We start from the raw sequence: 15,126 nt of genomic DNA on the forward strand, positions 1-15,126 counted from the left end.
TTTTTCTCAAACTTAAAAGGGGGTAATGTTAATTTTTTACTTTTTTTTACCAGTAATACGGCACCATTCGTCTTGTTCAACGACAGGATCTAAATCAAAATGTGTTTGATAAGCACTACAAACACTTGATGACTGGGTTGCCAAAATACCAGATAAGCCTAGTTGACCGTGGGATTTTACAAGTTTATTTATTTGTGGCTCAAGCTCTTTTAAAGGACCAGCTAGGATATTTGCAACAACTACATCTGCTTGTAAATTATCAGGAATATCTTTAGCTAAATAAAGTTCTATCTTGTCATCGACACTATTACGTTGTGCATTATCATAACTAGCTTGAATTGCTTGAGGATCGATATCGATACCAATTACGCGTTTTGCGCCTAATTTTAATGCTGCTATAGCCAATATGCCAGAACCACAACCATAATCAATAACTAATTTATTATTCAACTCTAAGCTTTCTAGCCAAGTTAAGCATAAGGCAGTAGTGGGATGCGTACCAGTACCGAATGCTAAACCTGGATCTAACATGACATTAACCGCATTGGGGTCAGGAACATCACGCCAACTTGGGCAAATCCAAAGTCGTTGACCAAACTGCATAGGATGAAAGTTATCCATCCATTCACGTTCCCAATCTTTGTCTTCCAATTGTTCAATTTTATAAGAATATTGCTCAAGATTTAATATTGCTTTTAACTCATCAGTATTGGTTTGAGCATCATAAAGACCCACAACATCTGTATTGCCCCAAAGCTTTGTTTCGCCAGGTAAGGGCTCAAAAACAGGGTTATCATAGGTATCTTGAAATGTAACTGATACCGCACCAGATTGTTCTAATTGTTCGCTAATTTCTTCTGCAAATTCGCTAGTCGTATTAATTCTGAGTTGAATCCAAGGCATAATTTTTTCCCGAGTTGCCAAACATGTTGGCAATTATAAAAACAAATAATCCAATAATCAGTGAAGGAACAATTGGATGGAAAGAGTAAATTTTACTATTATAAGCAGCTAATAGAGTATAGCTAATAGCTCCAGCAAACATTGAGCATAACGCCCCTGTTGCATTGGCGTTTTTCCAATATAGACCTAACACCAATGGCCATAAAAATACAGCTTCAAGTCCACCAAAAGCCAGTAAATTTAACCAGATAATCATATCAGGAGGATTCCAAGCTGCTAAAATAAGCAAACCACCAAAAATAATGGTAATGATGATCGACGCGCGGGTTAACAGTTTATCATTATAATTAGTATCAGGTTTTATACTTAAAAACAGATCTTTTATTAATACAGATGAAACCTGTAATAATTGAGCATTAATTGTAGACATAATTGCAGCCAATGGTGCAGCTAAAAAGATACCAGCAGCTAATGGCGGCATAACATTAATAATGAGTGTTGGAACGATTTGATCTGGTATCGTTAAATCATCAATAATAGCACGTCCAAGCGCGCCAGATAGATGCATAGTTAACATAATAATGGTAACGACAATCGTACCAATAATGATGCCTTGATGCACGGCTTTACTATCTTTATATGCCATACAACGCACGGCAGTGTGCGGTAACCCAACCACCCCAAAACAGACTAATATCCAAAAAGAAGTCATAAAAGGAAAGTCCATAAAATTATCTGGACCTTGTGGTGTTAAAAGTGCTGGATTAATTTCATTTAAACGATGAATAATCGCTGATATTCCGCCACCTGCATAAATAATAGCAGTTAATAGCAAAATTGCACCAATAATCATTACTAAACCTTGAAAAGCATCGTTTAAAATGCTTGCTCTAAAGCCTCCAAATGCGGTATAGATAACGGTGCCAACGCCAAAAATTAGTAACCCAATGTCATATGGAATGCCAACTGACGATTCCAACAAACGAGCACCACCAACAAACTGAACTGTCATAGCGCCAACAAAAGCAATCACTAATGCGATACTGGCAAACCAAACGATAATTTTGCTTTTATAGTGAGCATAAAGCATGTCACTTAACGTTATCGCATTATATTTACGCGCCAAAATAGCAAATTTTTTACCCAAAATCCCTAAAGAAAGTAAGACGGTAGGCACTTGAATCATCGACAACAATACCCAACCAAGTCCATATTTATAAGCCGCACCTGGACCACCGATAAACGAACTTGCACTAATATAAGTGGCCGCTAAGGTCATAGCGAGTAAAAAACCGCCCATGGTTCGATTACCAATAAAATAATCGGTAAATTGATTAACTTTTTTACGTTTTGCATAAGCATAAATTGATAATGCAAACACAAAAATAAGATAAATAACTAGAGGTAAAATAATATCTAAATGCATTTTTTAATCACTTAGTTTGCTCTAATGAGATGTTTTTGAATTGAAATTTTACAATGATCCAACACAATAAAATAAAACCTAATGGGACCATTATGCAAGATAGCTCAAACCACAAAGGAAACCCTAAAAAGCCAATGCTATCCCCGACAAAATAAGCACAAATAATCCACCCAATTAGGTAGATAATGGTTAACAACAGTGATAGTTTAGCTTCTTTATTTGCTTGCTGGTAACGTGGATCCATAATGATTCATAGATGAATTGAAAGTGGCTTAGAGTAAAAGAAAGTGTTTAACTTAGCAAGCATGTTGCAATTTATGCAATATAATATTGTAAATATATCAATTTTCGCAACAATAAAACTACTATATCATGTTTCATGATTCGAAAATAAACAATGAACTCATGGAGAGAATGATGTCAAATTATTTTAATACCCTAAATTTACGTGAAAAATTAGAACAATTAGGTCAATGCCGTTTTATGGCTCGTGATGAATTTGCTTCAGAAGCGAATTTTTTAAAAGGTAAAAAAATTGTGATTGTAGGTTGTGGTGCGCAAGGTCTTAATCAAGGTCTTAATATGCGTGATTCAGGATTGGATATCTCTTACGCACTACGTAAAGAGGCTATTGCTGAAAAACGTGCATCATGGAAAAAAGCCACTGAAAATGGTTTTAAAGTTGGTACGTATGAAGAACTTATCCCTACTGCGGATCTTGTAATTAACTTAACTCCAGACAAACAACACTCAGCGGTTGTTAAAGCTGTACAACCACTAATGAAACAAGGTGCGGCATTGGGTTATTCTCATGGGTTTAACATTGTTGAAGTGGGCGAAAAGATCCGTTCTGATATTACTGTTGTGATGGTCGCACCAAAATGTCCGGGTACCGAAGTGCGTGAAGAATATAAACGTGGTTTTGGTGTTCCGACACTGATTGCTGTTCACCCAGAAAATGATCCAAAAGGTGAAGGTCTAGCCATTGCTAAAGCATGGGCAGCTGCAACGGGCGGACATCGTGCCGGTGTTTTACAATCATCATTTGTTGCCGAAGTTAAATCCGATCTAATGGGCGAACAAACCATTCTTTGCGGTATGTTACAAACAGGCTCACTACTTTGTTTTGATAAACTTGTTGCTGATGGTGTAGATCCTGCATATGCCTGTAAATTATTACAATTTGGTTGGGAAACTATCACCGAAGCATTAAAACAAGGTGGTATAACTTTAATGATGGATCGTTTATCAAACCCAGCTAAATTACGCGCTAATGCTTTAGCGAAAGAATTAAAAGTGATCATGACTGATCTTTATCGTAAACATATGGATGACATCATTTCAGGTGAATTTTCTTCAACGATGATGAAAGACTGGGCAAATGATGATGCAAACTTATTAAAATGGCGTAAAGAAACAGGTGAAACCGCATTTGAAAAAGCAGCAGAATATCAAGGCAAAATTGACGAACAAGCATACTTTGATCAAGGTGTGGTGATGGTAGCGATGGTTAAAGCGGGTGTTGAACTTGCCTTTGAAACCATGCTTGAATCAGGAATCTTACCAGAATCAGCTTACTATGAATCATTACACGAATTACCACTTATTGCTAACACTATTGCTCGTAAACGTTTATATGAAATGAATGTGGTAATTTCTGACACGGCTGAATATGGTAATTATCTATTTGCTAATGCAGCTGTACCACTATTAAGAGAAAAATTTATGCCAATGTTACAAGCTGGTGATCTTGGCAAAGCAATTCCTGAAGGTAGTGTTGATAATGCGCAATTACGTGATGTAAATGAAGAAATCCGTAATCATCCAATTGAAAAAATAGGTCGCAAATTACGTAGCTACATGACCGATATGAAACGTATTAATGTAGCGAGTTAAACGCTGAAATCGTTTAATTTTGATTAAAACCAAAGGTGCTAAATGCACCTTTTTATATTTTAATTTTGTAAAAAAGTTTCAGGTCATGCCTACGTTTTAGTAAAAAATGATTAGATTGAAAAAATCGATATTTTATTTTTATAGAATTAGAAGAAACGATCTAGGATTAACTGATCGAAAAATTAGGTCGTGATTACATAGCTACATGACCGATATGAAACGTATTAATGTAGCCAGTTAAGTACTGAGACAGGTTAATTCTGGTTAAAACACAAGGTGCTAAATGGCACCTTTTTATATTTTAACTTTGTAAAAAAGTTTCAGGTCATGCCTACGTTTTAGTAAAAAAAACGCATTGAATTCAATAAGATCTAAAAATAGTGACAAGATCATATTTAGATCATTTTAATTGATCAGATATGATCATAAAGTTTTTAAAAATTAGGTAATTAAAATTTTTTTATTTTAATTTCTTATTTATTTCTTATTTAAATTATGTTATCTTTCAGCATTTGCTTATATTAGGGGGTAATATATCAATGAAGATGGCTTTTCGACCAACTGATGGTTGGCGTTGGTATTTTGATCGTGAATACGATAGTTTAATGCTGGAAGTTTCATCTGATATGTTGTTCCGTTCTTGTTATCCAAGTAAAATGCTAATTCCTGATGTTTTTAGTGAATTTGCTTTTTCTGTTAGTGATGCTGCATCTTATTATCAGTTTCACAATAGTTGTCATTCATTAAATTTGACAGAATCACAAAAAATTCAATTATCAATTAACGCCATTGTCGCAGCTAATTTTTTAAAGCCGCAAATGCCAAAAAGTTGGTATTTTTCTCAACAATCCATTGAATATATACCAAAAGTGGCTGATATCGTTAAAGTTCATATGCAAGAAGATGGATTTGAAGTTTGTATGATGGTTGTTGAAGTTGGTGTACATGCATCATTGTGTATTATTGCTCAACCAACTTTTTTCTCTATGAATAAAACTTTCTATTTTTCAGAGGCGATTAAGGTAATGAATGATAGACTGGCTTTAGCGCAACAATTTACCCAACCAGATAATTCAATGGTTTTAGATGATAAAGAACTAGAATTAAAGGCAATTTCCTAATTTTCAAACTTAATTTAAAGTGAGTAGTTATTCTCTACTCATTCCTATTTAATCCATTCTTCTTTTGATTAACACCTGTAATTCAGATTTTAATTAGTATTGAATATTATATCCTATACTTTTTAATCGTAATTTGGTTAATGATTAGCGTTGCCCTAAAAAGGTAGTTTTTGCAGTGATGATTCACTTTTTGCTTTGGCGTTTTTCTGTTAGCCAATATATTTTATTATTCATATGAAAGTCATATAAATCCATTAAAGATAATCTGAATCCTGATTTTCTGACTTCTTTTAGCTGCTAATCCTATGCATCAATAGTTAAAGGGTTTACGATAAATAAAAAACTTTTTAAACATCCAGTGTAACTTTATCTTTATACGATAATTTTAATACTTACATTCATTAATTTTTTGAATTTATTAATTAAATATTTGATTTTTAGATAATTATTTTAATGGTTTTATGATGATATCACTCATAGGTATACAACTACACGCTAAAATAGTGTTATTGCGCTTAATTCCAGATTGCGTTAATGATTTAACTTGTCCTTTTTTTAATAACACAGAGCAACGACCGCATACACCGGTTCGACAAGAATAGGGGAGTGATATATTATGTTGTTCAAGTTGCTCTAATAGTGTTTGTTGATTATTACCTTCAAATTGTGTATTTTCAAAAGAGATACTGCAAGATTGATAGTTGTTTGTTTCTACTTTAGGAAAGTTTTTAACATAACTATTGGCGGGTTGTCGTTCAAGTATCTCAATTTTATCTCCAACCGATACAGTTCCATGATTTCGAGCAATCATATTCATGCCAAAATTGATATTTCCTTCCAAATCAGATCTAAAATAACCCAATGTTTTTAAAGGTTCATTATTAGGTAATGGTTCGGTTGTATTGACATTGAACGTTGTTAATACACAACGAGTACAAGGTTTTACAATATCAAAGGTGACTTCACCAATTTTAATTGTTTTCCAACCATCTTCGGCAAAAGGCAATGCACCATCAATAATAATGTTACCTCGGAATTGTTGAATATCGAGCTTAGCAGGGCACTGTTGCTGCAAATAATTAAATGAAGCCTGATTTAATAACAAATAGGGGTAACCGTCAGCAAAACTCACGGGTATTTGTGGATAGCGTTTGGTTCGTCTTGTTAGATTATGACCAACCCAGCGTAACTGCACATCCTTTTGAAGAAAGTGACTAAAAAATTGATTAACTCTAATTGGTGCAATTTGCGAAGTGAAATGGTTACCCCAAACTTCGGTTGGTTCATTATTTTCAGAAAATTCATCCAAATTAAAACAAATTTTTTCTAACAAAGGCAATGAAACAGAAACGTCATTACCTATTATTGATGCTCGGAGCTTTAACAATTGCGGAAATTGTCTGGCAGTTATGAATGTTCCATCAGGTTCACTAATCATCATGATTCGATCGTGTTCAAAACCTCCATCAATAGTATTGGCTGTTTGAAGTGATATACCTGAAAGCGATTTAATTGGATATATATATAACTGATTGACAGAAATCATAATTTTAATAATAAATAATATAAATTATTTTAATTGTAACCTTTATAAGCCATAATTAGTAGCTAACAACTTTTTATAGTCTACATTTTATTGATTATTGGATGAGAAACATTTAATCATCTCTGTAAAAAAACCATATCTACATTAATCATTATTTCCTCAAGTTTTTAACCTTAAATCGATATCATCTAAGAGTGTTTATTTAAAAGAAAGGGACAGGTTTTTTAAATTATTCCTTTTTATAATCATATCTATTTAATCTCAATATTAATTTAATTTTGAATAACTGATCTCTAAAATATAAAAAAAGGTTTTGCCATTCGGTGTATTGACCGATATCTCATCATCAACTTTATGGCCAATTAACGCTCGGGCAACAGGGCTGTTGATTGAGATCCAATTCTTTTTAGGATCAAATTCATCAGCGCCGACAATACGATAAATATGCGATTCGCCCGCTTCGTCTTCTAACTTGACCCAAGCGCCAAAAAACACTTTGCCTTCCTGTCTTGGATCAGGATCAACAATGGTTAATATTTCTAACCTTTTTGTTAAAAATCGAACACGCCTATCAATTTCTCGCAATCGGCGTTTCCCATAAATATATTCTGCATTTTCACTGCGATCACCCAGTGCTGCGGCATCTGATACGGCTTGAGTAACGCGAGGTCTTTCTTCCCTCCATAAATATTTCAATTCACGATCAAGTGCCAAATAGCCTTCTCTTGTTATATAATTAGCTTTTTGCATGATTAAATTAAATTCCGTTAATCGATAAGATATACTGAGATACCATGATAAATAATCAAATTAGCCATATTATAGCTGGTGAACTCACTGTAAAACCAGAACAAGTTTCAGCTGCCATACAGTTATTAGATGAAGGCAGTACCGTTCCTTTCATTGCCCGTTATCGTAAAGAGGTAACCGGTGGGCTTGATGATACCCAGTTACGTACATTAGACAACCGTTTGAGTTATTTACGCGAACTTGAAGATCGCAAACAGACCATTTTAAAGTCAATTGACGAACAAGGAAAATTGACGCCAGAACTTAGCCAAAGTATTAAGCAAACCTTAAGTAAAACTGAACTTGAAGATCTCTATTTGCCTTATAAACCAAAACGACGCACTCGTGGTCAAATTGCGATAGAAGCTGGGTTAGAACCATTAGCTGATAGCTTATGGCAAAATCCAATGTTAAACCCTGAGAATGAAGCTGAACAATATCTTAATGCGGAAAAAGGCATTGCTGATACTAAATCCGCGTTAGATGGTGCTCGTTATATTTTAATGGAACGATTTGCAGAAGATGCGACATTATTGGCTAAAGTGCGTCATTATCTTTGGAATAATGCGCATTTGGTTTCGCAAGTTGTTACTGGTAAAGAAGAAGAGGGCGCAAAATTTCGTGATTATTTTGCTCAAAGCGAACTTATTTCCAAAGTACCTTCTCACCGTGCATTAGCGATGTTTCGAGGACGCAATGAAGGTTTTTTACAACTATCTTTAAATGCTGATCCTCAATTTGAAGAAACGCCAAAAGAGAGTTATTGCGAGCAGATCATTACTGAACATCTTGGCATTCGATTTAATGATCAGCCAGCTGATAAATGGCGTAAAGCCGTGATCAATTGGACATGGCGTATTAAAATTTTAATGCACATGGAAACCGAACTTATGACTACTTTGCGCGAACGCGCAGAAGAAGAAGCAATTAATGTATTTGCGGCAAATTTGCATGATATGTTAATGGCTGCACCTGCAGGTATGAAAGTCACTATGGGGATGGATCCCGGTTTGCGAACAGGTGTAAAAATTGCCGTTGTGGATGCGACCGGTAAACTTGTTGCAACTGAAACGATTTATCCACATACAGGACAAGCTGACAAAGCGGCAATGGTGGTGGCTGCACTTTGCATCAAATATCAAGTGGAATTAGTTGCCATTGGTAATGGTACGGCATCTCGTGAAACTGAACGCTTCTACCTTGATGTTCAGAAAAAGTATCCAGAAGTAAAAGGGCAAAAAGTCATTGTCAGCGAAGCCGGTGCATCGGTTTATTCCGCATCTGAACTTGCTGCTCAAGAGTTTCCTGATCTAGATGTCTCAATTCGTGGTGCGGTATCCATTGCTCGCCGTTTACAAGATCCATTAGCTGAACTGGTAAAAATCGATCCAAAATCAATTGGTGTGGGACAATATCAACACGATGTGAGTCAAACTCAATTAGCTAAAAAGCTTGATGCTGTTGTCGAGGATGGTGTAAATGCCGTTGGCGTTAATTTAAATACTGCATCAATGATGTTACTTGCGCGCATTGCTGGACTGAATAAAGTGATCGCCCAAAATATTGTTGATTGGCGTAATGAAAATGGTCAATTTATCGATCGCAAACAGTTATTAAAAGTTAGCCGTTTAGGTCCTAAAGCATTCGAACAATGTGCTGGTTTTTTACGTATTATGGATGGTAAAAATCCACTTGATGCCTCAGCGGTTCACCCTGAAGCCTACCCAGTAGTTGAGCGAATTTTGGATAAAAATCACAAAACATTAAAAGAGATTTTAGGTGACTCAAGCTATTTGAAATCACTTAAAGCTATCGATTATGTCGATGATCACTTTGGTGTTCCAACCGTGACAGACATTATCAAAGAATTGGATAAACCGGGTCGAGATCCAAGACCTGAATTTAAAACGGCGCAATTTGCTGATAATATCGAAACGATGGAAGATTTGAAAATCGGCATGATTATGGAAGGTGCGGTTACCAATGTAACCAACTTTGGCGCTTTCGTAGATATTGGAGTACACCAAGATGGGTTAGTCCATATATCAGCATTGTCGGATAAATTTGTTGAAGATCCAAGAACGGTTGTAAAAGCCGGTGATATTGTCAAAGTTAAAGTCGTTGAAGTTGATATTGCACGTAAACGTATTGCTTTATCAATGCGACTTAATGATCCTGCTACGCCAAAACAGGAAGAACATAAATCAATTAATAGTAAACCTGCTAACCATTCTAAAAATAATAATAGATCGACATTAAACAATAGCGCTATGGGGAACGCTTTCGCCGCGGCCTTTAAAAAAGGGAAATAATTAGCAATTTCCCATCATCAATATCATCATATATTTATGATGGGAAATTTATTAATATCGGCCTGTCTTATCTTAAATAAGAGCTTAAAATCAGATTAGAATGATTCTTTTAAAATGACATAAAATCAGTTATTGATTATTAATGTAATTTTTTAATAAATGAATCTATTGCTGAAATATTTGCTTTTATAAAATTAAATGATTAAAATTAACACAAATATTCGTAGTTTTATTTTTTCTTATTTTCACTTCTTAGTAGTTTTTTGGGTTTTAATATTTTTTTATTAATTGTTTTAATAAATATCTAGTGATGAACTTTGTTAGAAACTAAAGTAAAAAGATATTCAATACCAAAAATTTCATAGCATATTTTTTAAAGTTTTATTTAGTTTTATTAAGTAGGATTCTCTTGTAATGGAAATCTTAGGATAAAAAATTAAATTTAAATAAATAGTCAAAAATTATAGTTAGTTAAAGTAATCAGCTCTATAAAATAAATTTTTATATTTTGTCACATACTCGATTTTAAAATATTAGGTATCAAGGATACATAAAGGAGCATGTTCTTCTTTTTATCATATATCTTATGTAAGCATGTTTGTTCGCTAACTTGATTCTATTGACGATAATCTAATTCGGATAGGCGGAGTAGTTTATGAAAAGCGGAGTAGCAATGAATAAAAATCTTGGTTTTTATAAAAAATTTAGTTTAGCTCACTTAATGCTAAATATTTTAATGTTTACTGTCTTACTCAGTTATGGGCATGCCTCTTTTGCCTATTTGACAGTTACTACTGCCAATTACATACAGGGTACTCCACCATCAATACTTGATACAGCAGATACTAAAATTTTAAATGGTATTCAAGTGAAGTTAAATTTGAAAAATATCGATCCCATAATTATAGCTCCCGATTCGAATAAAAAACTTTCGCTTGCTTTTAATACCTCACCAAGTAATTATTCATTTGATGTTGATCTATCGCAATTAACCAATGCAGATATTAGTGATCGTGATGGAGATTATTTAGAATCTTCAAATAGTTTCATTATTCAAAGTATTACTTCTGAGTGGAAAGATCAGAATAATAATGTTATCGCTTCGAATTCAACCAACCCATTAGGGGATAATTTATGTACAGGTAGTTCTTATAAAGGTGATTCGTCGGTTACTGTAACTGTTCAATTTTATGCGAGAACTCAATACGGAATACCAACAGATTCAGAGTCAAGAGTGGTATCTAAAACATTTTCAGTAGTCGCAAATGATGGTATTTGTTATATAAGACCAGGCGTTTTAGCAATTAATACTCCTTACCCAGATGGCTGGCCAGATGGTAAAAATAATGCATCTTGGGGGAGTGACATCGTTAATCGATCAGATCCATTTGATCCGAATCAATTTGTTAAACAAGCTGGTTTTATTGCCTCGGCTGTTGATGCTTCCGGTAATCATTTTCCAACTACTGCATTTCCATATGCTCGCTTCAGAATTGTACCAGTTAATTCAATATCACAATATACTTACACCATGTTAAAAAACCCTAATTCATCGCTAAAAAATGTACCACGCAGTTCCGTTCCAGAATCAAAAAGTGAATTTGTTTTTACTAATAATGTTCCAAATAAAGGGGATGAATTTGTAATTCAAGTCACCAATACGCAAACAAACGCAACTTTTTTATATCGATTCTCAATATATCATTGGGTTTATGTACATAAAGGCAATCTTGGCTACATCAGTTTCTCTGAATCGGAGAAGTTATGCAAAAATAGTGGTGATCGTTTACCAACTCGAACTGAACTCACTAATTCACCTCTTGCTTATGATAATAACACTAATGACAAATGGTATATTCAAGGAAATGGTTACAAACGAGCTATCGGAGATAGTGTAATGGCAGAATGGGGGAAAATATTTTATTATGCGCCAAATAATAATGACTTGCGCGATATGATGGCCGGTATTTCTAGTTCTGATTATGAACCATTATTTGATTATGATTTTTATTTTACCCAAGATTTATCTCCTGTGGTTGATCCTAATGGATTTGTCCATCGTTACAGTGTCGGAGTGGCTGAAGGTAATGTCATTGTCGAACCAGATAATGCCTATACCATGTGTACCAAATATTAGAAATTCATTAAAATGATGACTTGCTAGAAAGAGCAATAAATATGGTAATCCTTCGGCAAGTTTATCTTCTCAATGCCAATAAACTGCGTGCATTCTGTATTCGGATAGAAATAAGTTTAACCTTTTGTTGGCAAAATTTGACTAAAGTGACGATTGCTAATAAGCCAATTATCATAAAAACAAACTTTTATTTAAATACAGTTTCATTGGTTTGATAGGTAGGTGTGAAAATGACTTAATTGATCATTGACCTGCATGTTTTTTTAACCCAACCAAAACGTTGTTTTGGGTTGCTAACATACAGGGCATAACAACAATACCTTGTAGACAATCTGTTTTATTTTTGACTTTAGCATCAACCTAGATAACATCATAAAAACGGATAGCATTATCTTCAGCATGATCCGAAATGGAAAAGACAACTAACATAAATGCTGAAATTTTAGTAAAAGTAAATCATATGAATATATTGGAAAGAAAACAATAATATTAAAAGTAGGTTAATTTCATGAAAAATGATAATCATCATCAATTAATTAAGCAATGTTCATAAATAATATTAAATTTAGTTATGCTTAAATTATAGTAAGATTCAAGCGTTATAAATAAACACTTGGTAACATAATATCTTTCAGGCCATAGTGTTTTAATTGATCTGCAAAAGTTTCCACTTGCTGTTTTGTGGCAGATTTCCAAGTTTTGGCAATACCATGAACACCATGATTATGAAAAGCATTAATTCTAACTTTGATATTGGGACTTATTTCTGTTAAAAATTGCGCAAGATGCTTGGCATTATCTTGAAGATCGGTATGTTCTGGTATAACTAAAAATCGAACTTCATATAATTTTTTAATTTTCGCAAGATAGGTTATCGTGTTTTTTACACGAAGATTATCTCGACCAGTTAATTTTTTATGTACTTGATTATTCCAAGCTTTAAGGTCAATCATTGCACCGTCCATCGTATCGGCTACTTTTTGCCAGCCCGTTTGTGCTAAATACCCATTACTATCGATAAAACAAGTTAGATGTTTTAGATCGTTCGTTTGTTTTATGGTTTTAAATAATTTTTCGATAAATGGCAACTGCATAGTTGCTTCGCCACCACTGACCGTTATCCCATTTAAAAAGGGAAGATATTTACGAATCATAATCAAAATATCTTCCAGGCTATATTTATAGGTCATAGGGGTAGAATGATAACCACAAGTATTAATACAAGTATCACATTGCTGGCAAGCCGAAGTTTGCCAGATGACCTTATGATTAATAAAAGATAATGCTTGATGTGGGCAGGTGTTTACACAATCACCACACTCCTTACATAATGATATGGTATAAGGATTGTGGCAATTTAAGCATTTAAAATTACAACCTTGTAAAAATATGACTAATCGGTTACCCGGTCCGTCAACACAAGAAAATGGTAATAGTTTATTAACGATTGCCCATGACTTGTTCATGACTGATGACTCGCGACGTACGGCATAGATAACTATTATTTACGGTATCTTCGGCTGCTTCACTACCTAAGAATGTCGTGTTAATACGAGAGCCTTCTTGTTTATATTTGGCAATATCTGAAAGTCTAACCATATAACCTGTTACACGCACCAAATCATTACCACTAATGTTGGCGGTAAATTCTCTGAAACCAAATTTAAACGCAGCTTTACATATCTGCAGTAGGGCTGATGGATTACTTTTAATGGTCTCATCAATCGTTAAAATATCGCTGATACCCGATGTATAGTAATGATGATGTTTAAACAGTGCCATAATATGCGTAACGGGATCAGGTTCATGGCCATACGGAATGCGTAATCCTGGTGTTGCTCCTCTATCAGTGCTAATACCTGATTGAGCATGTAACATAGCTTTGCCTCGCCATGCGTATTTGATTTCATGGCTATCGACAAACGCCGCAAGTTGTTGTGAAATCGTTGAGGCAAGGTCATTAGCATCTTCATCCTTACCATAACGTCCAGCAAGGTTAGATTTTTCTTGCAAAATATTGACCGCTTCAGCCATTGCATAGATACCAAACATTGGAGCGAATCGACCAGTATCTATAATGCCTTCTTTCACTAAAAAACTATGAGTGAAAAAGTTAGATTTTTCGAAAAGAAATGCAGATCTAGCTTTAATCAAATTGAGTTGTAGCTGACAATAGTGAGGTAGAGTATTTTGTAGAAAATCATCAATATTTTTACTGCGTAATGCAACCTCTTTTAAATTAATTCGAGATAAAGTACTGCCACCACCTGCAACTGGTAAGGAGTTGTAGCAACTAACCACACCATAACCTTTATTATCAAAATCTTTTTTGATCATCTCATTATTAGCGATGTGTGGCTTAGCTGTTTCACAGATATTTTCTATTGCAACCGATAGCAATGATTCTGGAGTAATTTTCTCATCATAGATAAACGTTAAGTTAGGGGCGACCTGTTTAAGTTCTCTGTCGACGCGTAAAATAATACGGCAGATAACATTGTCAGTCGGACCAATATTCGCATGCATAAACGCATCAGGTAAATTGCGATCGAGCATTATCCAAAAATGTCTTAAACGTTGATAAAGATCTTCTTCACTAAGATTACCAACATAAGGCAATAAGATTTGATCTAGACAGCCTAAATAAACAGGCATACCTGTTACTGATGGAACATGGTGATAAGCAATAGTAAGCATGTTTAATGCATCATCAAATGTTTTTGCTGGTTCAAGTTCTAAATACTCAGATCCTTGTTTAAGAAATTTTGCATAATCAGGTAATACATAACGAGGTTTGTAAGGTGCATGACCTTCATACATGTCACAAATCACACGCTCATCTAAAGCTTGCTTAGTATCACTATCCAAATCAACATAAGGTAAATTATTTTCTGCTGCTAGGGCGAGTAAATTAGATTTTTGTTTTGGTGACAAATTAGGATCGGTCACAATTTTATAACAGTTTTGTTGAAATTCGGTCATGTTCATAAATACCT

General features: G+C 34.4%; 10 protein-coding genes and 1 pseudogene. 4 read left to right on the plus strand and 7 right to left on the minus strand.

Annotated features, from left to right (window positions below; genetic code table 11):
• Positions 1-36 precede the first annotated feature (36 nt).
• From prmA to A9G17_RS13510, 3 genes are read right to left on the minus strand one after another with little or no spacing between them, the layout of a single operon-like run.
• Positions 37-903 carry a 50S ribosomal protein L11 methyltransferase gene (gene prmA / locus A9G17_RS11500; RefSeq protein ID WP_065738828.1) on the minus strand — a complete coding sequence of 289 codons (867 nt, stop codon included), beginning with the start codon at positions 901-903 and terminating at the stop codon, positions 37-39.
• Positions 878-2,329, minus strand: a complete 1,452-nt coding sequence (gene panF / locus A9G17_RS11505) for a sodium/pantothenate symporter (RefSeq protein ID WP_065738829.1) — start codon at positions 2,327-2,329, stop codon at positions 878-880. The genes prmA and panF overlap by 26 nt, the downstream gene beginning before the upstream one ends.
• 7 nt (positions 2,330-2,336) lie before the next feature.
• The gene (locus tag A9G17_RS13510) at positions 2,337-2,573 is read right to left on the minus strand and encodes a YhdT family protein (RefSeq protein ID WP_065738830.1); all 237 of its coding nucleotides are present in this window, start codon (positions 2,571-2,573) and stop codon (positions 2,337-2,339) included.
• Positions 2,574-2,746: 173 nt separating this feature from the next.
• Between A9G17_RS13510 and ilvC the strand changes: the two genes are divergently transcribed.
• Together ilvC and A9G17_RS11520 are read left to right on the plus strand one after the other, a co-directional pair.
• Positions 2,747-4,225 (plus strand): ketol-acid reductoisomerase, encoded by a 1,479-nt coding sequence (gene ilvC / locus A9G17_RS11515; protein ID WP_065738831.1) that lies wholly within the window; start codon positions 2,747-2,749, stop codon positions 4,223-4,225.
• 539 nt (positions 4,226-4,764) lie between these two features.
• Positions 4,765-5,346: a cell division protein ZapC domain-containing protein gene (locus tag A9G17_RS11520; RefSeq protein WP_081301751.1), complete on the plus strand. Its 582-nt coding sequence runs from the start codon at positions 4,765-4,767 to the stop codon at positions 5,344-5,346.
• Between the two features lie 445 nt (positions 5,347-5,791).
• On the opposite strand, the gene A9G17_RS11525 is transcribed toward A9G17_RS11520, so the two are convergent.
• Positions 5,792-6,892: a YcbX family protein gene (locus tag A9G17_RS11525; RefSeq protein WP_065738832.1), complete on the minus strand. Its 1,101-nt coding sequence runs from the start codon at positions 6,890-6,892 to the stop codon at positions 5,792-5,794.
• 267 nt (positions 6,893-7,159) lie between these two features.
• On the minus strand, positions 7,160-7,642 hold the full coding sequence (greB, locus tag A9G17_RS11530; RefSeq protein ID WP_065738833.1) for a transcription elongation factor GreB: 483 nt from the start codon (positions 7,640-7,642) through the stop codon (positions 7,160-7,162).
• A 44-nt stretch (positions 7,643-7,686) separates the two neighbouring features.
• Here greB and A9G17_RS11535 point away from each other — a divergent pair.
• Positions 7,687-9,855 (plus strand): annotated as a pseudogene (locus A9G17_RS11535) (Tex family protein); the annotation flags it as partial.
• Positions 9,856-10,648: 793 nt separating this feature from the next.
• Positions 10,649-12,130, plus strand: coding sequence for a hypothetical protein (locus A9G17_RS11540; protein ID WP_065738834.1), 1,482 nt, complete (start codon positions 10,649-10,651; stop codon positions 12,128-12,130).
• 599 nt (positions 12,131-12,729) lie between these two features.
• Here the strand turns inward: A9G17_RS11540 and A9G17_RS11545 are convergent.
• On the minus strand, positions 12,730-13,596 hold the full coding sequence (locus A9G17_RS11545; RefSeq protein WP_065738835.1) for a YjjW family glycine radical enzyme activase: 867 nt from the start codon (positions 13,594-13,596) through the stop codon (positions 12,730-12,732).
• On the minus strand, positions 13,571-15,118 hold the full coding sequence (locus tag A9G17_RS11550) for a YjjI family glycine radical enzyme (RefSeq protein ID WP_442903417.1): 1,548 nt from the start codon (positions 15,116-15,118) through the stop codon (positions 13,571-13,573). The genes A9G17_RS11545 and A9G17_RS11550 overlap by 26 nt, the downstream gene beginning before the upstream one ends.
• Between the last annotated feature and the right edge of the window lie 8 nt (positions 15,119-15,126).

The organism is Gilliamella sp. wkB7, assembly GCF_001693435.1.
In the GTDB taxonomy this organism is placed as follows: domain Bacteria; phylum Pseudomonadota; class Gammaproteobacteria; order Enterobacterales; family Orbaceae; genus Gilliamella; species Gilliamella apicola_N.